This window comes from Stenotrophomonas sp. TWI587, assembly GCF_039674145.1.
Lineage (GTDB): Bacteria > Pseudomonadota > Gammaproteobacteria > Xanthomonadales > Xanthomonadaceae > Stenotrophomonas > Stenotrophomonas maltophilia_AY.
In genome coordinates this window covers 320772-344805 of sequence record NZ_JBDJMW010000002.1, presented here as the reverse complement: position 1 = coordinate 344805, position 24034 = coordinate 320772, and the positions used below count along the sequence as shown (strand labels likewise).

Here is a 24034-nt window from a genome sequence, read left to right as displayed (position 1 = left end):
CTAATCAAGCACCCACAGGAGCATGACCCATGAAAGTCCTCATCGTTCTGACCTCGCACGACGAACTTGGCACCACCGGCAAGAAAACCGGTTTCTGGCTGGAAGAACTGGCCGCTCCCTACTACACCTTCAAGGATGCGGGCGCAGAGATCGTGCTGGCCTCGCCCAAGGGTGGGCAGCCGCCGCTGGATCCCAAGAGCAACGAGCCGGACTTCAAGACCGACGCGACCCGTCGCTTTGAAGCCGACGTCGATGCCAACGCACAGCTGGCCAACACCGTCCGCCTGGACAGCATCTCGCAAGCCGACTTCGATACCGTGTTCTATCCCGGCGGCCATGGCCCGCTGTGGGACCTGGCCGAAGACGCCCATTCCATCGCCCTGATCGAGGCGTTCATCGCCGCCGGCAAGCCGGTCGCGCTGGTCTGCCATGCCCCGGGCGTGCTGCGTGACGTCAAGACTGCCGACGGTGCGCCGCTGGTCCAGGGCAAGAACGTCACTGGCTTCACCAACACCGAAGAAGAAGGCGTGGGCCTGACCGACGTGGTGCCCTTCCTGGTCGAAGACATGCTCAAAGCCGCGGGCGGTATTTACACCAAGGGCCCGGACTGGGGCTCCTACGTGGTCACCGATGGCCTGCTGATCACCGGCCAGAATCCCGCCTCGTCGGAAGAAGCGGCCCAGGTCCTGCTCAAGCAGCTGGCCTGAAATAACAGGGACGGAGGTAGTTATTAACCACCTCCGTCCCCGTTAAGAGGTTACTGAGCGCCGTCGCGGGTGACCCGCCAGATGGTGTTGGAGAGGTCATCGGCGACGATCAGCGCGCCGCGCGGATCCACCGTGACGCCTACCGGGCGGCCGCGGGTTTTGCCGTCTTCGCCGAAGAAACCGCTCACGAAATCGATCGGCTCGCCGGCCGGACGGCCATTGCTGAAGGGCACGAACACCACTTTGTAGCCGACCGGCGGATTGCGGTTCCAGCTGCCGTGCTCGCCGACAAACACGCCGTCGGCAAACTGCGTCCCCATCACCTCGGACGAGAAGGCCACACCCAGTGCGGCCACATGCGAGCCCAGTGCGTAATCCGGCGCGATCGCCGAGGCGACCTTCTCCGGGTTCTGCGGCATCACGCGGCGATCCACGTTCTTGCCCCAGTAGCTGTACGGCCAGCCGTAGAAGCCGCCCTCCTTCACCGAGGTGAGGTAATCCGGCACCAGGTTCGGGCCGATCTCATCGCGTTCGTTCACCACCGCCCACAGCGTGCCGCTACCCGGCTGGATCGCCAGCGCGGTGGGATTGCGGATGCCGGTCGCATAGTCCTTGTGCGCGCCGGTGGCCACGTCGATCTGCCAGATCCGCGCGCGATCGATCTCCACCGCCATGCCGCGCTCGGTGATGTTGCTGTTTGAACCGATACCCACGTACAAATAGCGGCCATCGGCACTGGCGGTCATCGCCTTGGTCCAGTGATGGTTGATGGCCGACGGCAGCTCGGTCAGCTTGACCGGCGCCGCGCTCGCCTTGGTCTGCCCTTCCTGATAATCGAAGCGCACCACCGCGTCCTGGTTGGCCACGTAGATCGCATTGCCGATCAGCGCCAGACCATAGGGCGCGTTGAGCTTGTCGGCGAAAACCGTCTTCAACTCGTAGACGCCATCCCCATCGGCATCGCGCAGCAGCGTCAGGCGGTTGCCACTCTTGACCGAGGTGTTGCCCTTGGCCTTGATCTTGCCGGCGATGACATCCTTCGGCTTGAGCGCGGGCGCGCTGCCACCACGCCCTTCGGCCACCAGGATGTCGCCATTGGGCAGCATCAGGGTCTGCCGCGGAATATTCAGATCGGTGGCGATCGCCGAAATGCGGTAGCCCTTGGGCACCGTGGGAAGCGTATCGCCCCATTGCGCGGGCTTGGCGATGGTCATGTCCGGCATGAGACCACGATGCGGCTTGGGCATCTCCGGGCTGCCACCATATTGATCAAGCTGGGGCGCCTTGCCACTGCAGGCCGCCAGGGCAACCGCCAATGCGGACACCGAGAGAATCCGGAGCGTCGTCTGGCGGCTCATCGCACACCTCCCACGCGCAGGCTGGACAGACCCACCCAGGTGGCGATCAGCGCCAGCACCGTCAGGATCACCGAGAGCACCAGGCCCGCCGGCATCACCGCCCACGCATCGCGCGCATGGTGCAGGCAGTTGATGAAGCCCACGCCCCACGTCACGGCAAGGATCACCACATACGCCAGGTTGCGACTGCGACGAACCAGGCCGACGATCCCGCACAGCAGCGCCAATGTGGTCATCACCATCGCTCCGATCAGCAGCCAGGAGGCGAAGTTGGCCCATTGGATCTCATACGAGCTCCAGTAAGCGTAGTCCGCCAGCAGCGCGCCGAGGAACAGCGGCAGCACGCCACCCAGTACAGCGGCGTGGAACGGATGGATGACCCATGATCGGGTCAGGACAACGGTCGAAGCCATGGTGGTCTCCTGATGAGGGGGCGAATCTCTCTCGATCCTGCCACCCCCGGTGTGATGGGGGTGCCCATGGCTCACCGATCAGAAAGGTCCCAGTACGGCGGCGATCCGATCGCCTCGGTGAGGAAGGCCGACACCTCGCGGACCTTGCGTGAGCGCAGTCTGTTTTCCGGCGAGAGCAGCTGCAGATACACCCGTTCGGACTGTGGGGAGAACTCCCAGTCGCCGAGCAGCGTGACCATGCTGCCGCCCCTCAGCGTTTCCGCGTTGAACAGCCAGGTGGGGAACAGCACCACGCCACGCCCTGCAATGGCCGCCGCCAGCAGCGCTTCGGCATTGTTGCTGCGCAGGGGGCCGGTCACGTTCACCGCTTTGAACGGCACCTCCGGCGATGAACGGAAATACCACTTCTGGATGCCGAGCTGCCCTTTGTAGACCAGGCATTGATGCTGCAGCAGATCCTCCGGCACAACCGGCGTGCCATGCGCGGCAAGATAGGCCGGGCTGGCGGCGAGGATGTTGCGGTGGGGCGCGATGACCTTGCCGATCAGGCCCGAATCCATCAGCAGCCCGACGCGGATGATGATATCCACGCCTTCCTGGACGGGATCGATCAGCGTGTCGGTCAGGGTCAGCTCGACGATCAGCTCGGGATACCGCGCCTGCAACGTGTTGACGATGTGTGCGATGTGCAGCCGCCCCAGCGACTCGGGGGCGTTGATGCGGATCAGGCCCCGCAGCTCGGCGTCGCGGCCTTCCAACTGCCCGACCCCGTCATCGAGCAGGTCCACAGCGTCTCGCACCTGCTGATGGAACTGCTCCCCCGCTTCGGTCAACCGGACTGCCCGGGTGCTTCGGTAGAACAGCTGGTGCCCCACGTCCTGTTCAAGCGCCGCGATGAAGCGCGACACGGATGAGGCTGGCACCCGGTACTGGCGCGCCGTGGCCAGGAAGCTGCCGGTGGCGGCGACGGTAAGGAAATAGCGGAGGGCTTTGAGCTGCATCGTGGGCACCTTTGGAACCTGATTGCTGTTTCAGCAATAGTCATTTGCCGAATCACCGCATTGTGGCCGATATCGCACGCCGATACGATGAAGTGAAGCGCATGGCGGACCCGCCACGCCCTCCCCCTCGCACCCTCAGGAACCCCCATGAGCTCCCTGTTCAATACGTTCGACCTCGCGGGCATCCCGCTGCGCAACCGCGTGGTCATGGCCCCGCTGACCCGTGCACGCGCTCCGCAGGATGCCGCCGATGAGCGAACCGCCCTGTACTACGCCCAGCGTGCCACCGCCGGCCTGATCGTCAGCGAAGGCACGCCCATTTCCCGCGAGGGCCAGGGCTATCTGTTCAATCCCGGCATCTTCACGGCCGAGCAGATCGCCGGCTGGCGCCTGACCACCGATTCGGTCCATGCGCTGGGCAGCCGGATGTTCGCGCAGATCTGGCATGTCGGTCGCGTCTCGCACCCCACCATCCAGGCCAACGATGCGCGTCCGGTCAGTGCCAGTTCGAAGCTGCCGGTCGGCGCCCAGGCATTCGGCTACAACGAGCAGGGCCAACCCGCGCTGGTCGCCGCCCCGGCGCCGCGCCAGCTGGAGACCGAAGAGATTCCGCGCATCGTGGGAGAGTTCGCGCAGGCGGCAGCCAATGCCATCGAGGCCGGCTTCGACGGCGTGGAAATCCACGGGGCCAACGGCTACCTGCATGAGCAGTTCATCAATCCGCAGGTGAATGACCGCAGCGACCAGTACGGCCCGCAGTCGCTGGACAACCGCCTGCGCTTCACGCTGGAGGTGATCGACGCCGTGGTCGACCGTATCGGCGCCGCACGGACCGCCATCCGGCTCTCGCCCTATGGCCAGTTGTTCGACATGCCGCACTACCCGGAAATCGACGCCACCTATACCGCACTGATCCAGGCGATCGGGCAGCGTGGCCTGGCCTACGTGCACCTCATGGACCAGTCCGGTTTCAAGGTCGGCCAAAAATCGGTCGATGGCGCGGGCGATTCGGGCTTCGGTGGTCTGTTGCGCACGTTGAAGCCGCACCTGCCCGGGACCGCCCTCATCCTTGCCGGCGGCATGACCCGTGAGCGGGCCGAGCAGCTGATCGATGCGGGCCTGATCGACCTGGCGGCCTTCGGCACCCCGTTCATCAGCAACCCGGATCTGGTGGCGCGCCTGCAGAACGGCTGGCCGCTGGCGCCCGCCGATCGGGACACGTTCTATGGTGGTGGCGCCACCGGGTATATCGATTACCCGGCATACGCCCCGACCCACGAACAGGCAGCCTCCGAGGCCGCCTGACGGAATTCGCCTCCCCCTGCTCATCCCTCCCAGCTGATGCCTTTGGGCGCGCTGGAGAACCCGGCGGCCCGGAGCGCGTCCATCAGGCCATCGCGTCGCGCCGGCGCATCGTCGATCAGTTCCACGGTGAACGAGGTGCGCCGGCCCCGCCGCAGTGCGCCGGCCAGCGCCTTCGCCGCGGCAGCTGTCGTGCCAGCCAGGGACACATCGTCCGCATCGAAGAACGTCAGCAGCTGGCGCCCCCCCTGGCCCAGGTACATCAACAGACGCCCACCACCGATCACCACCACGGCGCCGGCACGTCGCACCGGCCGGACCGCAGAGCCGTGCACCGGCCAGGGCAGCACGGTGCCGAACGGATTGGCCGGGTCCACTGCGGACACCCCGACAGCGACCGCCACAGCCTCGGGGCGCAGGGCATCGGCGATCCCGCGCAGGTGATCCACGATCAGCCTATCGGCGAACTGCGCACCGCCCAGCCCGTCCACGAAACGGCCGCGGAGTACACGCCCGGCATCCTCCATGCCGCGATACACCTGCTGCAGTGCCGGGAAGCCGCCAGCGATTCCTTCGGACATGGCCGCACCACGGGTCACGATGCCATGCCGGTCCAGCAGACCGTCGGCCAGGGCCACCGCGCGTACCGTATCGCTGATCACTTCGCGTTGCAGCAGTGACCAGCGCCCGGCCAGGGCGGGCGCGGCGAAGCTGGCGATCACCGTCGGTGTGCCGTCCGCCAAGGGGGTGTCGTGCATGGGAATGCCACGGAAGCCCCGGCTGCGTCGTGATGCACGCGCCACCCGCGGCCGTGGCGCGCGGGTCGCGTGTATGCCGCGCAGCGGCGCCCACAGATCGGTAGTCAGATAGCCCGACCAGGCCAGGTCCCACAGCGCGACATGCAACTGTTCGGCGGTGATGTCGATCGCCGGACGCCCGGCACGGGCCCAATGACTGCCGATCGCGGTGACCAGCTGCCGCGCGAAATACGCACCGCCGTCGGCCAGGACCTGCAGCAGTGCCTCCTGCAGCGGCGACAACTCGGCCGCGGCCGGGAGAGCAGGCAGCGTCTCGGCGGCGACGTCCTGCAGGTGCAGCGACACCAGGCCATCCTCCTCGCCAAGCCGCCCGTGCCCGGCCCAGACCACGGTACCGGTCGCGAGCAGCTCATCGAGCAAGGCCGGTGCGTAGTCGACCACGCGTGCCGGCAGCACCTGCTGTTCCCAGATCGAGGCCGGCAGCGCCACCCCGGCCAGCAGTTCCACCACGCGCAGCACGCCGTCGATGCCTTCCAGTGCGCCTGGACCGCGGGTCGTGATGCCACGTGCGGCCTGCTCGGCGTCGGCGAGCAACCCATGGCGCTCCTGCAAAAGCAAGACATAGGTGGCGCGTGTGACTGGCCGGGTCGCCTCGCGTGCCTGCTGCAGCGAGCGCACCCGCAGCCGACGAAACACCGCCTCGCCCACCCATTCATGGCGTGCCAATGGCGCCGGTTCGGCAGCGGCGTCGACCGGCTCCGCGTCGCGGCGGGACACGCCGAAGCTGCCTTTGAGCAGCTTGCCCTGGACTTCCAGCTGCGCCAGTGCGGCATCAGCCACCGCCACGCCCAATCCGAACGCGGCGGCCACCTGTGCGGTGGTGAACGGCGCATGGGTCCGCGCGTACCGACCCAGCAGCTCGCCCAGCGGGTCCGACGAGGCCTGCAGGAAGGCGGCCGGCACGCCCGGCGGAAGGGGGACGCCCAAGGCATCACGCAGACGCGCAGCATCCTCGATGGCGGCCCAATGTACGCGGCCGGCGATCCGGACCTGGATCGCACGCCGCTCGGCGGTGAGTGAGGCCAGATCGCCAGCGGAATCGTCCTCCACGAGCCGTAGCGCAAGCGCGTCATCGGTGAGCGGCCCCAGCTCCCTCAGCAGGTCCGCGATCCCTTCTTTACCGTGCGCGCGACGGTCGGGCGCCAGGCGCTGCAGCTCGCGGTCCACCTGCTCCACCACGGCGGCGTCGAGCAGTTCGCCCAGATCGACCTGGCCAAGCAGATCGCCGAGCAGACCGCTGTCGAGCGAGAGGACCGAGGCGCGGCGTTCGGCCAGCGGTACATCGGTGCCGTACATGAACTCGGCCACATAGCCGAACAGCAGGTTCGCCGCGAAGGGCGATGGCACCTCGGTGGTGACGTCGGCGATCACCACGCGGCCCTGGGCCAGCCGCTGCATCAGCGCATTCAGTGCATCGAGATCATAGACGTCCTGCAGGCACTCACGGGCGGTCTCGATCAGGATGGGGAACTCTGGATACGCCTGGGCGATGGCCAGCAGCTCACCGGCCCGCAGGCGCTGCTGCCACAGCGGTGAGCGGCGGCCCGGCGTGCGCCGTGGCAGCAACAGCGCGCGTGCGGCACATTCGCGGAAGCGCGCGGCAAACAGGGCCGAGCCGCCCACGGCGCGCGTGACCTCACTGCGCAGCCGCGCCGGCTCGAACAGGAACAGCTCCGCGCCCGGCAAGCGCCCTTGCGCGTCGGGCAGCCGCGCGATGATGCCGTCGTCGCTGGCCACCACCGCCGGATCCACACCCCAGCGTTCGCGGATGCGCGCGGCCACCGCCAGCGCCCACGGATCGTGCACCCGGCGCCCATAGGGCGAATGCAGCATCAGCCGCCAATCACCCGCCTCGTCGCGGCAGCGCTCCAGCACCAGGGTGCGATCGGTGGGCAGCAGGCCGGTGGCCTCGCGCTGTTCGGCCAGCAGGCCGGCGATGTTGGTGATGGCGTTGTCCGCCAATCCGGCCGCCTGCAGGCGGTCGCGCAGTGCGGGCGACGGGCCCGCTTCGGCCGCGGCAGCATCCAGCGCGCCGATGAAGGCGCCGACCGCCTCACCCAGCTCCGCCGGCCGGCCGACGCCCTCGCCCCGCCAGAACGGCAAGCGCGCCGAGCGCCCCGGCGCCGGGGTCACCACGACCTGATCGTGGGTGATCTGTTCAATCCGCCAGGAGCTGGCGCCCAGCGTGATCACATCGTTGACCCGCGATTCGTGGACCATCTCCTCATCGAGCTCCCCGACCCGGCGCGAACCGGCGCGCTCCTCACCTTCGGGCAGGATCACGCTGAACATGCCGCGGTCCGGGATGGTGCCCCCGCTGGTAACGGCCAACTGCTTCGCACCTGGCCGGGCACTCAGTTCGCCGGTGTCGCGGTTCCAGACCAGCCGCGGCCGGAAGCCGGCGAAATCATCGGAGGGATAGCGCCCGGCCAGCATGTCCAACGTGGCATCGAATGCGTTGCGGGGCAGCGAGCGGTAGGGCGCCGCGCGGCGCACGCGCGCATACCACGCCTCCACGTCCAGCGTATCCATCGCGGCAGCGGCCACCGTCTGCTGGGCCAGCACGTCCAGCGGGTTGCGCGGCGGATCGATGGCTTCGATCTCACCAGCCAGCATGCGCTCCACCGCCACGGACGCATCGATCAGATCGCGCCGCGTGCGCGGGTAGACCAGGCCGGTGGAGATGCCCCCGACCTGATGGCTGGCCCGCCCCACCCGCTGCAGCGCGCTGGCGACCGAAGGCGGCGCGGCGACCTGGATCACCAGATCGACCAGCCCCATGTCGATGCCCAGCTCCAGGCTGGAGGTGGCCACGACACAGCGCAGCTCACCGGACTTGAGCGCCTGTTCGATCTCACGGCGCTGTTCCTTGGAGACGGAGCCATGGTGCGAGCGGGCGATCAGCGCTTCCGCGCCGGCCGCACGCCCTGTGGTGCCACCATTGAATGACCCATAGTGCTCGGGCGCGGGCGCAGCCGTTGGCGCCGATGCCGGGAGCTGGCCACGGGCGACACGGTCCGCATGCAGTTCATTCAACCGGGCAGTCAGCTTTTCGGCCACGCCCCGTGAGTTGGCGAACACGATCGTCGAACGCCGCGCCAGCACCTGGTCCAGGATGCTGGCCTCCACATGCGGCCAGATCGAGCCGAGCCGCGCGGAAGACGGCGGTGCATCGACCGCACCGGGATGCGGCGGAATGTCCGCCATGTCCTCCACCGGCACCACGATCCGGACATCCAGCGCCCGCTGCGCAGGCGGATGGACCACGGTGACCGGGCGGTCGCCGCCGAGGAACCGCGCGACCTCCTCCACCGGGCGCACCGTGGCCGAGAGCCCGATGCGCTGTGCGGGCACCTGCAGCAGGGCATCCAAGCGCTCCAGGCTCAACGCCAGGTGGGTGCCGCGCTTGCTGCCGGCCACCGCGTGGATCTCATCGATGATCACGGTATGCACGTCGCGCAACGTCTCGCGCGCCTGTGAGGTGAGCATCAGGAACAGCGATTCGGGCGTCGTGATCAGGATGTCGGGCGGACGCCGCAGCAGCCGCGCCCGCTCCGCCGGGGTGGTATCACCGGTACGGATCGCGACGGACAGGGTGACCGCTGGATCGCCACGACGCGCACGCTCGGCACTGACGCCCTCCAACGGGATCTGCAGGTTGCGCTCGACATCGGCGCCAAGCGCCTTGATCGGTGACAGGTACAGCACGCCGGTGCCGCGCCTCTTCGTTGTAGGCGCATCCACCGGCGCCTCGCCCGATCGCGCTCCGCTGCGGAACAGCTGGTCGATCGCGTGCAGGAACGCGGCAAGGGTCTTGCCCGAGCCGGTCGGCGCGATGACCAGCGTGTGCTGGCCAGCGCTGATCGCCGCCCAGGCGTGATCCTGCACTGGCGTGGGCGCTGTGAAGGCTGCCGTGAACCAGTCACGCGTGGCCGGGGTGAAGCTGGCCAGTGCGTCGGGAAGGAGATCGTTCGGGGTGGGCATGGATCCGGATGGGTTGGGACACTCGAAGGGCGTCGGCCGCGAGCGCAGGGGAACCAGACTAGGGTATGCCGCGTCGGGCATGCGTCAACCGCGCCGATACGCCTGGCATCTGCTTGGCGCCGGTCGCCCCCGCTTGGCCACCACTCGTCCCTCCTCCCCCGACATCCGGCCCCAGGCCAGTGCCGGCAGGCCTCTCCGGGGCCACACTCAGTGACATCGAACACAACGCCCGCCGCAGGAAGAACCTTCATGAAACGACGCGATTGCCTCAAGGCCGGTCTGGCCCTGCCGCTGCTGCCGATGCTGCTCAAGGCCGGCCCTGCCATCGCCGCCAATGGCGCACGGGTGCGACCGGGCAGCGCGGGGTGGCCCGTCGCCGCCGAATGGGATCAGCTGGCCCGTGCGGTCGGCGGTCGCCTGTCGGTACCGCAGTCACCCTTCCTTGGCGATGCCGCCACCCGTGCCGCCGCACTGGAGCAGTTGCAGAACCCCTTCTATATCGGCGACCAGCCCGCCCTGACCCAGACCAGCGGCTACTTCGGGGCGTGGCGTTCGGTACCCAGTGCGAAGGCGGTGGCCGCTGCCAACAGCGCCGATGTGGCCGCAGCGGTGAACTTCGCCCGCACCCATCGCCTGCGGCTGGTGGTCAAAGGCGGCGGCCACAGCTATCACGGCACCTCCTGCGCGCCGGATTCGCTGCTGGTCTGGACCCGCGCGATGAACCAGGTTGAGCTGCACGATGCGTTCGTCGCCCACAACGCCCGCCCGGGCACCGCACCGCAGCCGGCGGTCAGCGTGGGCGCCGGGGCAATGTGGATCGATGCCTACGACGCGGTCACCACCCGCGGCGGGCGCTACGTCCAGGGCGGTGGCTGCACCTCGGTGGGCGTGACCGGCCTGGTCACCGGCGGTGGCTTCGGCAGTTTCTCCAAGGCCCATGGCACCGCTGCGGCCAGTCTGCTCGAAGCCGAGATCGTCACCGCCGACGGGCAGATCCGCATCGTCAACGCCGACAACGACGCGGACCTGTTCTGGGCCTTGAAGGGCGGCTGCGCGGCAAGTTTCGGGATCGTCACTCGGATGACGCTGCGCACCCATGCCCTGCCCGACACCTTCGGCGGCGTGTCCTGCCAGATCCAGGCCAGCGACGACGCAAGCTGGCAGGCCCTGGCGGCGGAGATGCTGCGCTTCTACCGCGACACGCTGTGCAACCCGCACTGGGGCGAACAGTTCACCTTCAAGGACGAGCGCCGTCTGTCAGTCTCGATGGTGTTCCAAGGCCTGTCGCGCGACGCCGCCGAAGCGACGTGGGCGCCCTTCCTGGACTGGGTCCGCGCCCGGCCGGCCTATGCGATCATCGAGCCGCTGCAGGCGCTGGCAATGCCTGCCCGCGATTTCTGGGATGCGGATTTCTTCCGGCAGCATGCGCCTGGCCTGATCGCCGAGGACACCCGCGAGGGCGCGCCCTCCCGCCACATGCTGTGGAAGGGCGACCAGGGCCAGGTCGGCTGGTTCCTGCACGGTTATGCCTCGGCGTGGCTGCCCTCGTCCCTGCTGGACGATGCACAGCGTGACCGGGCTGCCGCGGCAATCTGCGCAGCGGCGGACCACATGGATGTCGGTATGCACTGCAACAAAGGCTTGTTCGGTGCGCCGGCAGCGGCGCTGGCGGCCAGCCGCGATACGGCCACCCATCCGGCGGTGCTCGATGCTTTCGCGCTGGCGATCATCGGCAACGCCAGCGGACCCGTGTATCCGGGCTTGGGCCTGAACGTGGATGAGCCCCGCGCACGCCGGGGCGCGCTGAACGTGGCGCGTGCGTACCAGGCACTGAGCGTGGTGGCGCCGTCTGCCCCGGCCTATGTCTCGGAGAGCGACTACTTCCAGAAAGACTGGCAGCAGGCGTTCTGGGGGCCGAACTATCCACGGCTGCAGGCTGCCAAGCGCCGCTACGATCCGCAGGGCCTGTTCGTGATCCATCACGGCGTGGGCAGCGAGGACTGGAGCGCGGACGGGTTCGAGCGCGTCGGCAGCTGACGGCGCGACGGGCAGCGTCTACGCCCCCACGTCGCCCCCGGCCTTGCCCGGCTGGCCCAGCACGCTGCGCAACGCCTGCTGCGCACGCCGGTTTTCCGCCGGCGCGCCGATGGTGATCCGCACCCAGGTGTCATACGGGGCGAACACCCGGGCGATGCGTACGCCCTGTTTCAGCAACCCGGCGGCGACGACTGCGTGCGGATGCCCCGTGTCGACGAACACGAAATTGCCGGCTGCCTCGGTGGACCGCAGGCGCAGCTCGGCCAGCAGCTGCTGCCAGCGCTGCCGCTCGGCCGCCACGGTGCGCCGGACCTGGGCCACGTGGCCGGTATCGGCAAGCGCGGCCGAGGCAGCGGCCAGCGACAGCTGGTTCTGCGCGTGGGCGCCGCCGACGCCGCGCTGGCGCAATGCGTCGGCCAGCTGCGTCGGCACCAGCGCGTAGCCGACCTGCAGTCCGGCCAGCGCATGGATCTTGCCCAGCGTACGAAACACCACCACGTTCTGGCCTTGCCGCAGCAGACGCACGGCGCTCAGGGCGGCGACATCCTCCCGGTAGTCCAGATAGGCTTCGTCCACGATCACGAGGGTGCGCGCCTGCGCGGCGGTCACGAAACGATCGAACTCCGCCCCGGGGCTGAGCGTGCCGGAGGGATTGTGCGGGTTGACCACGAACAGCGCGCGCGTGTCGGGTGCGATCGCGGCCAACAGCGCAGGCAGATCATTCTCCAGACGAGCGTTCAAGGGCACTTCCACCGCCCGACCGCCAAACGGCTTTGCCGCATCCACCAGGGCGCCATAGCCCGGCACCGAGTAGACGAAGTCGCCCGCCCCTTGGCTCAGCGCCAGATGCTGGCCGAGTGCTTCCAGCACTTCACCGACGATGACCTGCGCAGGCGTGACCCCTTCCAGCGTGGCGATCTGCACCTGCAGGGCCTGCAGCTGGCCGGCACTCACATAGCGTGGCGCCTCCACGAGCGCGCGCTGCACCGCGGGGCCGACCTGCGGCGCGGGGCCGAAGCTGCTTTCGTTGAGGTCCAGCCGCAGCAGATCAGTGGTGATGCCCGGAGCGGTCGCGGGCGAGGTCGGCGCAGACGGCGCGGCCGATCCTGCAACCGGTGCCAGCGCGGCCACCGCGGCACTGGCCAGCCCGGCGCGCAGCCAGAGGCGGCGCTGCGGATCGGCAGGCAATGTGACAGGCAGCGGGGATGGTTGGGCAGGATGGGTCATCGGAAACGGGTCTCCAGGCGCGCGTAGTAGTAGGTGCCACTCCAGCCAAACGGCGACAGCTCGCTGTACGGGAACACGCCAAAGGTATCCGCACCGGAGACCTGCGGGGTGGTCGCGATGTTGCGCGTCGGATAAGTGTTGAACAGATTGTTCGCGCCCAGCACGAGGGTGACCGTGTCGGTGGCGCGGAAGGCGAAGTCCAGATCGGTGACCCAGCGCGCCTCCAGCTTCTGGATCACGTCGACATTGCCAGCACTACCCGCTTCGGTCGGCAGCGTGCGGAAACGGGTCGAGCCCTGCGCAAAGGCGGCGACATTGGCCGCGCCCTGGTTGGTTGCCGCCACGCCTTCGATCTCACCGTAGCGGTGCGTGCCGAGGTGGATGCCCCAGCGGCCGACATCCCAGCCCAGCGCGAGCGTCAGGTTGTCGCGCGGCTGGCCTTTCTCCACGCGGGTGCGCTCGGTGACATCGAACAACGGCGTGCGCACGCCGAGCACGGTGAGCTGCGCCGGGGTCGAGGCGACATGGGTCAACTCGGTCTTGTTGCGGTTGTAGGCGACGGTCGCAGTGAGCCGGCCATAGTCCGCCAGCTCCCAGCGGTAGCGCGCCGAGGCGTCCACGCCGGTGGTACGGGTATCGGCGGCATTGCTGAAGTAGCGCACGCTGGTCACGCCCGGCGAGCCCAGGGCGGCCAGGTAAGAGCGGATGGCGGTCGACCCGGCCGCATCGACGAAGTTGCTGGAAAGGAATATCCGGTCATCGATGTCGATCCGGTACACATCCAGCGATGCGCTGAGCCCGCCAATACCCCAGGTCAGACCAGCGGTGAGGTTGGTGGCCTGCTCCGGCTCAGCGAGCGCGCCCCCAGTGCACGGGCCTCCACCGTATCCACCGGCGCGGTGCGTACCAGCACGTACTCGGGCACGCCGGTCACCGCGTTGTTGAGCGTGCGGCTGCTGGTCGAACTGAAGTACTGCTGGGCCAGCGCAGGCGCATGGAAGCCGGTGCTGACCGACGCGCGCAACGCCACACCGCCGTCGAGCTGGTAGCGCAATGCGAGTTTGCCATTGGTCGTGCTGCCGAAATCGCTGTAGTCCTCCCAGCGCCCGGCCAGCGAGACCAGGAAGCGGTCGGTGACGTCGGTTTCGGCTTCCGCATAGGCCGAGACGTTGTGACGGTGATGATTGCCGGCATCGGCCGGCTGGATACCGGCAAACCCCTGCGAGCCGATCGTGGGCACGGCGCCGGCGGAGGGGCCATCAAGCACGCGCGCCGGGCCCCACACGTATGAGTTCAGTTCACCGGGCGAGATGCCGTAGGTGTCGCGGCGGAACTCCGCCCCGATCGCCAGCCGCAGGGGCGCATGCCAACCCAGCTCGATACTGTTGTTGGCATCCAGATTGGTGGTCCACTGCGAGGCCTCCAGCGCACCGTTGTAGAAGGCTGTCGGGCTGTCCGCGCCCAGTGTGGCGTTGAGCGTGTTGCGGGTGCGGTAAACCAGCTTGTTGCGGCCGTACACGCTGCTCAGGTCCCAATGCCAGTCACCCAGCAGGCCTTTGATGCCCGCGCCAAGCGAGGCGTTGGTGCTCTGCGTATCCACCCACGGCAGAAACCCGTCCGGATAGATCGCCCGCACGTTTTCGACCTGGCCGGCGCGGCGCAGGGACGCATTGGAACTGCCCTCGCTCACCCCATAGCCACCAAACGCATACGCCTCCAGCCCCTCCGCCCAGACCAGCGGTTTACGCAGGTTGCCGAACACGGTTTTTTCCACGGTGTCGGCCGAGTCGGCGAAGCGCCACAGGGCATCGCGGTCGAGGGTGGCTTCGCGTGGGTCGGCCACGGCACCCGACGCCGCGCCGCCGATCGGTGCCAGTCCTGTGCCGGAGCCGAACGTGCCCGATGGCGCCACCGGCGCCCCGTTGCGGCCGATCCCGAAGTACTGCTGCCGGGTATCGGGCAAGGCGCGGTTGGCGGCCTTGCGGTCACGATAATCCCAGGTGAGGTGCAGGCCGCCGCCGTCGGCAAAGGCCACGCCGGTGTCCAGGGCGACGGCCGTAGTGCCACCACCGCCGTCGCGGGTGGTGCCGCGGCTGACCCGCCCTTCGAAGCCCGCATCCTCGCGCAGCACGATGTTGATCACCCCGGCAATCGCATCGGAACCGTACTGGGCTGACGCGCCATCACGCAGCACTTCGATCCGCTCGATCGCACTCACCGGAATCGCATTGAGATCGGTCGAGACCGCGCCCTTGCCCACCGTGCCGCCGGTGTTGACCCAGGCACTGGCATGCCGGCGCTTGCCGTTCACCAGCACCAGGGTCTGATCCGGCGAGAGCCCGCGCAATGTCGCCGAACGGATGTGGGTGTTGCCGTCCGGCGTGGTCGGGTGCGGGAAATTGAACGAGGGCAGCAGCGACTGCAGAATCTGGCTGATGTCGGTGTACCCACTGCTGCGGATGTCCTGCGCGCCCAGCACATCGATCGGCACCGGCGACTCCAGCACGGTGCGTGCCTGGGTGCGGTTGCCGAGGACGGTGAGCTGGTCGAGCTGGGTGACCGCCGGCGTACTTGCTGCGGTTTGAGCATGGACCGGAACGGCGGTGAGCAGACTGGCAAGCACGGCGACGGACAGGCGGCGACGTCGCAGCACGGTGGCGCGAGGATTCATGGTGGTTTCCGCAGAGGTCAGGCATTACGCCCGAAGAAGACGATGAGGCGGCGCAGGCGGTACGTCAGCGGCGACATCGCCGTGGCAGGTACGGAGCAGGCAAGGCAGGTTCCCCCAGGTGACCTGGAGGCACTTGTTGCAAACTTGTTGCAGAGCGTCAATCCACGGCGGGGCGTGCCCCCGCGCGGGTGGAATGGCGTGCAGGGCCGCCACCGATCAAGTGCTTGATTTGATTCACTGCGGACTGTCTTTTTACGGAGAGCGCCCCTACAAACGGGCATATCCACATAGCCAACGGTGCTCGGACAACGCACTGGAACGCAGGATGCATCCAGCCGGCTGCGCACGCGTGATGATCGGATACGTGCGCTGGCGTACGTGCTGGCGTAGCCTGCCCGCAGCCTGCCCGCCAACGGAGATCGCCCTGTGATTCCGACCACGCCCGCCCGCCGATTCCCCGCCCTGCTCGCACTCGCCATCGCCGGGACCCTCACGCTTGCATCCGCTGGGGCACATGCACAGGCGCCGACCACGGCAGATGCGCCCGCTGCCGCCGGTTTCAATGCGCTGCTCGATGCGCAGACGATGGAGGCCATCAATGCCGACCCGGAGCTGCGCACGATGCTTGGGATCAGCGGCGATGCCGCCGGTGATCTGTCCGGCCAACTGACCGACGTCTCGCTGGCCCGGCGCGAGATCAACCGCCGCTTTCTTGTCGACAACCTGGCACAGATCCGCGCATGGAAAGGCGCACCGCTGGATCCGCAGCAACGCCTCAGCGACGGGCTGGCGCGCTGGTTCTACCAGACCCAGATCGATCTGATGGCCGTGCCATGGGCCGCGGCCTGGTTGCCGGTGGGCGGCAGCACCTACGCCATCGATCAGCTGTTCAGCCTGCCGGTCAACCTGCCGCAGTTCATGGACAACCAGCATGCGGTAACCGACGAGACGAGCGCCCGCCGCTACATTGAACGGCTGCAGGCGATGGGCACCAAGCTGGACCAGGTCCGGGCGAACGTGGACATGCAGGCCCGCCAGGGCGTGGTGCCGCCGGAGGTGGCGCTGGAAGGCGCCGCCAACCAGTACCGTGCCCTGCTGAAGCCGGCGCCGCAGGACAGCCTATGGGTGCAGTCCTTGCAGCGCAAGCTGGACAACGTGCCGTCGATCCCGACGGCCCGGCGCGCGGAACTGGTCGCGCAGGCCACCGCTGCGGTGCGTGACGCGGTGAACCCGGGCTACCAACGCCTGCTCGACAACGTGCAGGCCACGCTGGCGACCCACCCCGGCAACAAAGGCGTCTGGGCGCTGCCGGAGGGCAAGGCGTACTACGACGCGGCACTGCGCTGGTACACCAGCACCGATCTGGATGCCGATGCGATCCACCAGATCGGGCTGCGCGAAGTGGCCCGGCTGGACAAGACGATGGATGAACGCCTGACGCAGCTGGGCCTGCGCGAGGGCGGCGTGGCCGCCCGTATCGAGCAACTGCGCAAGGACCCACGCTACCTTTACGCAGACAGCGACGCCGGCCGCAGGCAGTTGATCGGCGATATCCAACAGCGCCTGCGCGCTCTCGATCCGATCCTGCCAACCTACTTCGGCCATCTGCCGACGCAGAAGCTGCTGGTGCAGCCGGTACCCACGCACATGCAGGCCACCTCACCGGGCGGCTACTACTACCCACCGGCCATGGACGGCTCGCGGCCGGGTACGTTCTTCATCAACCTGGGCGACATCACCTCCAATACGCGCTGGAGCATTCCCACCCTCACCTATCACGAGGGATCGCCGGGCCATCACTTCCAGATTTCGATCGGCCAGACCCTGAACGATCTGCCGATGCTGCGCCGCAGTCTCAACCCGAGTGCCTTCAGCGAAGGCTGGGCGCTGTATGCCGAGCAGCTGATGGCCGAGACCGGTGTGTACCGCGATGACCCGGCCGGAGATCTGGGCCGTCTGCAGGCCGAGATGTTCCGCTCGGTGCGGCTGGTGGTCGACACCGGCCTGCATCGCAAACAGTGGACACCCGAGCAGGCCATCGCCTACATGCAGGACAAGACCGGCATGACCCCGGCCGATGTGCGCATCGAGGTCTACCGCTACCTGGTGCAGCCGGGTCAGGCCGCCTCCTACAAGATGGGCCAACTGCGGCTGCTGGAACTGCGTGAGCAGGCACGTCGGGAACTGGGCGAGCGTTTCGACATCCGTGCCTTCCACGACCTGATCCTGGGCAACGGGGCTCTGCCGATGACGGTGGTCACCCAGGCGGTGGAGGCATGGATCGCAGCGGGTGGGGCGTCTTCGCGCGGCATGGACGCCACCATCACCAAGCGCTGACAGGTAAAAATAAATGGATTGCACTGCATCCGCCGCCCCACTCCCGCCGTAATTGAAGGTGCGTCATACCGGCGCATCCATTTGGGAGTTTGGTCATGAAGATCCAGTTTGCAGGCCTTGTACTGATCGGCTGTCTTGCTGCTACCGCATCCCCGCTCGTCTTCGCGCAGGCCCCTGCCCCCATGATGGGCGCCCAGCACAGCAACCCGATGGTGGGCGGCGCAGCGATGTACGCCAACAAGGACATCATCGACAACGCCGTCAATTCGAAGGACCACACCACCTTGGTGGCTGCGGTCAAGGCAGCCGGCCTGGTTGAGACGCTCAAGGGCCCCGGCCCGTTCACGGTGTTTGCCCCGACCAATGCGGCATTTGCCGCCCTTCCCAAGGGCACGGTGGAAGGCTTGCTGAAGCCTGAGAAGAAGGCCGACCTGACCAAGATCCTGACCTATCACGTGGTGCCGGGCGCGGTCACCAGCACCGACCTGGTGGCCAAGATCAAGCAGGGCGGCGGTAAAGCCAGCCTCACCACCGTTGAAGGTGAAGCGCTGACGGCCCGTGTGGTCGGCAAGGGCATCACCCTGACCGACAGCAAGGGTCAGGTGGCCAACGTCACTATTGCCGATGTGAAGCAGAGCAACGGCGTGATCCACGTCATCAACAAAGTCCTGATGCCGTAACCGGATACGGCGGCCGCAGCATGCCTGCGGCCGCTCCGGGTGGGAGGAAAAGATGACCTGGCGCGCCGTCTTCAGAACGATGACGGGGGAGACATCACGCCGTGCGAACGGCGCGCCAGGTCAAGACGGTCCCTCGCCGGCGCACGTTTGCGCCGACGGGGTGGGCGGGAATGCGGTCGTCTGTCGTGACGCCGCAGGTCAGCGCGGCAGTGCCCTGCCCGATAGTTCGACACGGCGATTGGGTGCCAGGCAGACAATCAACGCTTGGCGCTGCGTCTGCTCGCACTGCACCAGCGGGTCTGCCTTGCCGCGTCCTTCGGCGACGATGGCCGTTGCCGGCACGCCGCCGGCGATCAGCGCATTGCGCACCGCTTCAGCGCGTCGCTGCGACAGCACGAGGTTGTAACGGTCGCTGCCGATCCGGTCGGTGTAGCCGATCACCTGGATGGTCTGCACCCGACTGGCATCACGCACCTGCTGCAGCAGTGCAGTGACGTTGTCGCGCCCTTCGGTTGTGAGCACGGCACTGTCGAAGGCAAACATCGCATCGGCGGACAGGCGCAGTGGCTCAGCGGGCATCGGTGCAGGCGCAGCAGGTGCGGGTGGGCGTGGCGGTTCAAGCACGGCCGCGCAGGCCTGCGGCTTCCAGTGCGCCGCCTGGGCGATGCCCTTGCTGTCGAAATCGACCTTGAACTGGCAGGTGAAGTAGTCGCCGCCCGGGCTGCTGCGGAAGTTGAACAGGTAATTCCATTCGCGCACGCCCCACATGCCCTCACCGAAGTGCGGCGTGCCCAGCAGTGCGTACAGCTGGCGTTTGCTCATGCCACGGGCGAACAGGCGCAGGTTGTCGACGTCCACGAACAGTCCCTCCTTCAAGCTGGCTTTGCCCGGATCCGGGAAGTTGGCTGCGTCGGCATCAACGGCCTTGCCGGGCGATGCGGGACGCGGGTCGCCGTGGCTGGCACAGGCACTCAGCAGCAGTGCGGCCAGGCTCAGGCCCAGTGAGCGCATCAGCGGCTGCTGGGCGGTGAATCCGGGTTGCGTGGACATGGTCTTCCCCCTGTAGGCGTTGAATGCGGACCACGCGTCCAGTGCCGGTGGCTGGCCGGCACCGGACGCGCTCACCACTGGATGCCGGCACCTACCGCGACGCCACCATCGCCGCGGCTGTTGGTTGAACCGCTGAACTTGTAGATCCAGCGGCCGCCCTCGGAGACTCCCGAAATGCCCACCGCGACGCCGGATTCACCGTTGAAGCTGCCTGCGGCAAGCGAGGCCATGCTGCGGCCAGCCTCATAGGGTTGCGGCAAGGCCGCCACCGCCATCGCCGAGGCGACGCCGGCCGAGGCGCGGTTGTCAGTCTTCTGCAGGTTGCGATCGAACGAATCCATGCGTTCGTCGGTGTAGGCCTTGGACCAGTCCAGGGTCTGGGCCATGCCGCTGCGCAGCTGGTCGACGTTGACGGCATCGGTACCGGCCGTGCCTGCGGCGACATTGCGCACCGTGGTCGGGCCGGTGGCGGTGCTGCCCAAGGTCACGCTGTTGAGGTTGGTGGTGCCGTTGATGTTGCTGTCATAGCGGATCGTGCCCTGCTGCGAGGCCTGCAGCTGGCGGACGTTGACCGCGTCGGTGGCCTGGCTGCCATCGGCAACGTTGGCGATCTGCCTCTCCGCGCCACTGCTGCCCACCGAAACCGTGTTGGCACGGTTGGCCACCGAACCGGCTCCCAGCGCGACGCTGTTGCTGCCCTGCGCGCTGGCACCGTTGCCCAGTGCGGTCGCGTTGCTGCCCGCCGCCGCAGCGCCGGCACCGCCGGCCACCGCGTTGTCACCGCTCGCCGCCGGCGCGGCCAGATTCTGCGTGTTGTTGACCTGGAACATGCCGGACGTGCCGTTGTTGATGTTGTTGATCTGCGTATCGGTGTAGGTCCTGGACTCGCTGATGGCGTAGTTCACGCCGTTCTGCAGCTGCCCGACATTGACCGCGTCATAGCGCTCCGAGCCATCGGCCACGTGGGTGACCTTGCGCTCAGCCCCGCTGCTGCCAACGGCCACTTCACCCACCGAGTTGCTGGCCCCGGCCTGGCCGTAAGCACCTGTGTAACCACTCTGCGCCCCCACGCTCGCCACCGAACCGGCGCCCAGGGCGACGCTGTTGTCCGCGCTGGCCGTGGCACCGTCGCCGATGGCCGCACTGCCGCTGCCCGCCGCGCTGGCCAGCGGCCCGATCGCGATGCTGTCGGCGCCGCCTGCGCTGGCCGCGCCCTTGGACGAGTTGACCTGCACGTACTGGCTGTTGCCGCCCGGCTGCATCTGGTCGATGCGGGTGTTGAGCGTGGTCAGCGAGGCATCCACCGCCGAGAACGCCACGGTGACGTCGCTGTAGTCGTTGGCGATCACGCTGCCATCGGTGGCGATGGAGGAGATGCGGAAGGTCGGCGCGGTCCAGATACCGGTGCTGCCGTCGAAGTTGGTGGTGCCACCAAAGTAGCCGACCAGCGCGTTGTTGGTCTGGAACAGCTGGTTGCCGTTGACCGCCTCGAGGCTGCCGGCCAGCACGCGGCCATCGGCCAGATTGGCCAGGGTCACGGCCGCACCGCTGGCGTCCCCAGCCAGGGTGATGGTGTTGGTAGCGTTGCCACTGAGGTCGGCGTCGTACTTCACCGCCAGCCGATCCACAGCGCCGGCCTGGTCAGCGACGTTGGCCAGCGAGCTGCTGACCGCATCGAAGGCACTGCCGACGTTGTCGTAGGTTCCCGACGTGACCTGGCCATCAGTGGCCACGCTGTTGAGGGTGTACGTCGGCGCGGTGACCTGGCCATTGGCATCCAGCGCGGCGCCGCCGCCGAGATGGGTGGCCACGGCCTGGTTCGCGCTGAGCAGCTGACCGAGGTTGACCGCGTCGGTCGCCAGGGTGCCGGCAGCAACGTTGACGATTTGGCGCTCTGCACCGATCGCACCCACGGACACCGTGTCCTCCCGATCGGCGATTGCGCCGGCACCGACCGCGACGCTGTTGGCCGCCACCGCACTTGCCCCGGTGCCCACCGCGATGCTGTCCAGTCCGGCAGCAGCGGCGTCTGTGCCGGTCGAATTGATCTTCAGAAAGCGGCTGCCGGCACCGTTGCGGATGTCGGTGATCTGCGTATTGAGGTTGACCAGCGAGCCGTCGACAGCGGAGAAGGCATCGCTTGCGTTGTCGTAGATGCCCTGGGCGACCGTACCGCCGGTGGACACCGTGGAGATCTGGAAGCTCGGCGCGGTCCACGCACCGGTACCCGGATCGTAGGCGGTGACACCCCCGAAGTAGTCGACGATCGCGCTGTTCGTATCGAACAGCTGGGCACCGTTGATCGCCTCGGTACTGGTCGCATCCACCGCGCCGCTGGCGAGGTTGGCGACGGTGGTGGTCCCGGTACCGCCGCCGAGGGTGATGCGCCGGAAGTCGGCCGCGCCCGTGCCGTCGTCGTCATAGGTCACCGCCAGCGTGCCGACCGCGTCGATCTGCGCGAGCGCGCCCTGCAACTGGGCGACATTCACCGCATCGTTGGCCGCGCTGCCCGCAGCAACATGGCTGATCTGGCGTTCGCCACCGGCGAAGCCGACCGAGACTTCACCGGCCGACACCTGCGTGCCACTCAGGCCGAAGGCGGTGTAGCTGGCCTGCGCACCACGGTTGGCCGCCGATCGGTAGCCCAAGGCGACGCTGTTGGCTTGGCTCGAGGTGGCCTCCGCGCCCAGGATGGTCTGGCCGTTGGCGGTGCCCAAGGCACTGTCACCGACGATCACGGAATGCCCCATGCGCGCGGCATAGTCCGCCGTCGGCACGCCCGTTGGATCACCGGCGTGGTTCAGACCCGCGCCCGGGAACGCCACATTCGCGTCCTGCCGGGGCAGCTCATGACGCGCATTGGCACCGATCACCACCTCCTTGGAACCATTGGCATACGCGCCGTCGCCTACCAGCACCTGATAGTCCTGGGCCGCATTGACCGCCCAGCAGTCAACGCTGGCAACGAGCGCATTGACGCAGGTGTTCGACCAGGCTGGCGAGCCATCGGGCAACAGCAGGCCCAGCAGGCCATTCGGGTTGCCGTTGTTGATGTTGTAGATGTAGCTGTCGGAGGTGACACCACCAATCAGGGTCAGGTGCGAGCTGCCCCCCGTGCTCGCGTTGCCCAGGCCATCCAGCAGCGTACCGACAGGCGTCAGGTTCACGGTCGGGATGCCCAGTACATTGGTCACCGCGTACGTCTGCATGACGTTGGCGCTGCTGACGGCCAGGTTACCGTTGCGCACATATCCATCGCCGCCCAGCAATCCCTGCCCGGTTGGGCCCACCAGCTGGGACAGGGAGCCGACCAGACCACCGGTGCCGATGATCAGCCCCGCATTTGGGTCGGCTGCCGCCGGGGCCTTGGGGTGTCCCGGCGGCAACGAGGTCGGCGGCGGAAGCACCGTGCCGATGATCGGCGTGGTGATCGTGCCCACCGCCCCGAGGACCGGCGAGGTGATCGCGCCCACCGTGCTGCCGACACCATCGAGCAGGCCGCCCACAGCGCCACCCACGCCATTGAGCAGGCCGCCCAGTGCGTTGCCCAGCCCATTGGGTGCCAGCGCCATTGAGCTGGTCTGCACGGCAGTGATGCCGGCATCGACCAGCTTGGGATTGCGGTCGGCCGCGTCGACCACATGGCCGAGCGCATCCACGCGCACACGGCCGGCGACGTTGCTGACCAGCGATGCGTTCACTGCGTCTGGTGCATCCGGCGTGACCGTCGCTTCGGCGATGAGCGCGGCCGTCGCGGCCACATCGACGTTGGTAGGCAGGGCAGCCTTGAGCGCGGACGGTGACGCCGCCACGGCGACGTTGGCGTTCGTGCGCACCTGCGCCCGCACCGCGGGTGCGGCAACGCGCTTTGGCGGCGCCACGCTTGCCTGCGCTGCAGTGTTCACCTGCAGCGCCGGTCGGCTGGCGGGCGGTGTGCCGAGCGTGAGGTTGATGTTGGCATCGGCACTCAGCAGCGGCGCGGTGCCACGGTCCCGTGCGGCCGCCGCTAGGGCAACCTCGGCGTCCAGCTTGACCGGCAACGGCGCGGTGTACTTCGCCGCCAGTGCCTGGAGGTCAGTGAGCGTCTGGTTTTCTCCCGCCCATGCACTGCCAGTGCACAGCGCCAGCGACAAGCCAAGCGACAGGACCGACATCGGCACCTTCAGGTGCACCACCACCGGACCGGCGGCCAGGCTGCCGCGCGCGGTGGCGATTTCGGAGACGACCACCAGGGCATTCAGCCGGTGGCTCCACACCAATCGAAAGATACGGTTCATCAGGTATTCCCCCGTGTACGAACGCATTGAACATCACCGGTGCCTGAGGGCACGTGGATGTCATTACAGACGAGGGGTCAAACCGCGGGCACTTCATTCCGGCAGCACGAACGTGCGTTCCGGCAAGACGACGGGTAAAACCGGCACCGGGATATGCAATTCCGGCAGGTTG

General features: G+C 67.8%; 14 protein-coding genes. 5 read left to right on the top strand and 9 right to left on the bottom strand.

What is annotated here, in order from left to right; genetic code table 11:
* Window positions 1–29: 29 nt before the first annotated feature.
* Window positions 30–707 carry a type 1 glutamine amidotransferase domain-containing protein gene (locus ABE464_RS04640; RefSeq protein ID WP_346470953.1) on the top strand — a complete coding sequence of 226 codons (678 nt, stop codon included), beginning with the start codon at window positions 30–32 and terminating at the stop codon, window positions 705–707.
* A 50-nt stretch (window positions 708–757) separates the two neighbouring features.
* On the opposite strand, the gene ABE464_RS04635 is transcribed toward ABE464_RS04640, so the two are convergent.
* From ABE464_RS04635 to ABE464_RS04625, 3 genes are all read right to left on the bottom strand, one after another.
* The gene (locus ABE464_RS04635) at window positions 758–2065 is read right to left on the bottom strand and encodes a sorbosone dehydrogenase family protein (RefSeq protein ID WP_346470952.1); all 1308 of its coding nucleotides are present in this window, start codon (window positions 2063–2065) and stop codon (window positions 758–760) included.
* Complete coding sequence (locus ABE464_RS04630) at window positions 2062–2478, bottom strand: DUF2231 domain-containing protein (protein WP_346470951.1); 417 nt, start codon at window positions 2476–2478, stop codon at window positions 2062–2064. The genes ABE464_RS04635 and ABE464_RS04630 overlap by 4 nt, the downstream gene beginning before the upstream one ends.
* A gap of 71 nt (window positions 2479–2549) precedes the next feature.
* The gene (locus ABE464_RS04625; protein ID WP_346470950.1) at window positions 2550–3479 is read right to left on the bottom strand and encodes a LysR family transcriptional regulator; all 930 of its coding nucleotides are present in this window, start codon (window positions 3477–3479) and stop codon (window positions 2550–2552) included.
* Between the two features lie 147 nt (window positions 3480–3626).
* Here ABE464_RS04625 and ABE464_RS04620 point away from each other — a divergent pair, with 147 nt between their 5' ends.
* Window positions 3627–4784: an alkene reductase gene (locus tag ABE464_RS04620; RefSeq protein ID WP_346470949.1), complete on the top strand. Its 1158-nt coding sequence runs from the start codon at window positions 3627–3629 to the stop codon at window positions 4782–4784.
* Window positions 4785–4804: 20 nt separating this feature from the next.
* Here ABE464_RS04620 and ABE464_RS04615 read toward each other — a convergent pair whose 3' ends face one another.
* Window positions 4805–9583 (bottom strand): ATP-dependent helicase, encoded by a 4779-nt coding sequence (locus ABE464_RS04615; protein ID WP_346470948.1) that lies wholly within the window; start codon window positions 9581–9583, stop codon window positions 4805–4807.
* 249 nt (window positions 9584–9832) lie between these two features.
* Between ABE464_RS04615 and ABE464_RS04610 the strand changes: the two genes are divergently transcribed.
* Entirely contained in the window at window positions 9833–11620 is a 1788-nt protein-coding gene (locus tag ABE464_RS04610) for an FAD-binding protein (RefSeq protein WP_346470947.1), read from the top strand.
* Window positions 11621–11638: 18 nt separating this feature from the next.
* On the opposite strand, the gene ABE464_RS04605 is transcribed toward ABE464_RS04610, so the two are convergent.
* Genes ABE464_RS04605 through ABE464_RS04595 form a run of 3 tightly spaced genes read right to left on the bottom strand, consistent with a single transcriptional unit; the run spans window position 11639 to window position 15518 of the window.
* Complete coding sequence (locus ABE464_RS04605; protein WP_346470946.1) at window positions 11639–12847, bottom strand: histidinol-phosphate transaminase; 1209 nt, start codon at window positions 12845–12847, stop codon at window positions 11639–11641.
* Window positions 12844–13653, bottom strand: a complete 810-nt coding sequence (locus tag ABE464_RS04600) for a TonB-dependent receptor (protein WP_346471128.1) — start codon at window positions 13651–13653, stop codon at window positions 12844–12846. The genes ABE464_RS04605 and ABE464_RS04600 overlap by 4 nt, the downstream gene beginning before the upstream one ends.
* 8 nt (window positions 13654–13661) lie before the next feature.
* Window positions 13662–15518: a TonB-dependent receptor gene (locus ABE464_RS04595; protein WP_346470945.1), complete on the bottom strand. Its 1857-nt coding sequence runs from the start codon at window positions 15516–15518 to the stop codon at window positions 13662–13664.
* A 426-nt stretch (window positions 15519–15944) separates the two neighbouring features.
* Between ABE464_RS04595 and ABE464_RS04590 the strand changes: the two genes are divergently transcribed.
* Both ABE464_RS04590 and ABE464_RS04585 read left to right on the top strand, forming a co-directional pair.
* The gene (locus ABE464_RS04590; protein WP_346470944.1) at window positions 15945–17855 is read left to right on the top strand and encodes a DUF885 domain-containing protein; all 1911 of its coding nucleotides are present in this window, start codon (window positions 15945–15947) and stop codon (window positions 17853–17855) included.
* Window positions 17856–18037: 182 nt separating this feature from the next.
* A complete protein-coding gene (locus ABE464_RS04585) occupies window positions 18038–18535 on the top strand; it encodes a fasciclin domain-containing protein (protein WP_346471127.1) in 498 nt (165 codons plus the stop codon).
* 198 nt (window positions 18536–18733) lie between these two features.
* On the opposite strand, the gene ABE464_RS04580 is transcribed toward ABE464_RS04585, so the two are convergent.
* Window positions 18734–19585, bottom strand: a complete 852-nt coding sequence (locus ABE464_RS04580) for an OmpA family protein (protein ID WP_346470943.1) — start codon at window positions 19583–19585, stop codon at window positions 18734–18736.
* Between the two features lie 71 nt (window positions 19586–19656).
* On the bottom strand, window positions 19657–23862 hold the full coding sequence (locus ABE464_RS04575) for a YadA-like family protein (protein WP_346470942.1): 4206 nt from the start codon (window positions 23860–23862) through the stop codon (window positions 19657–19659).
* Between the last annotated feature and the right edge of the window lie 172 nt (window positions 23863–24034).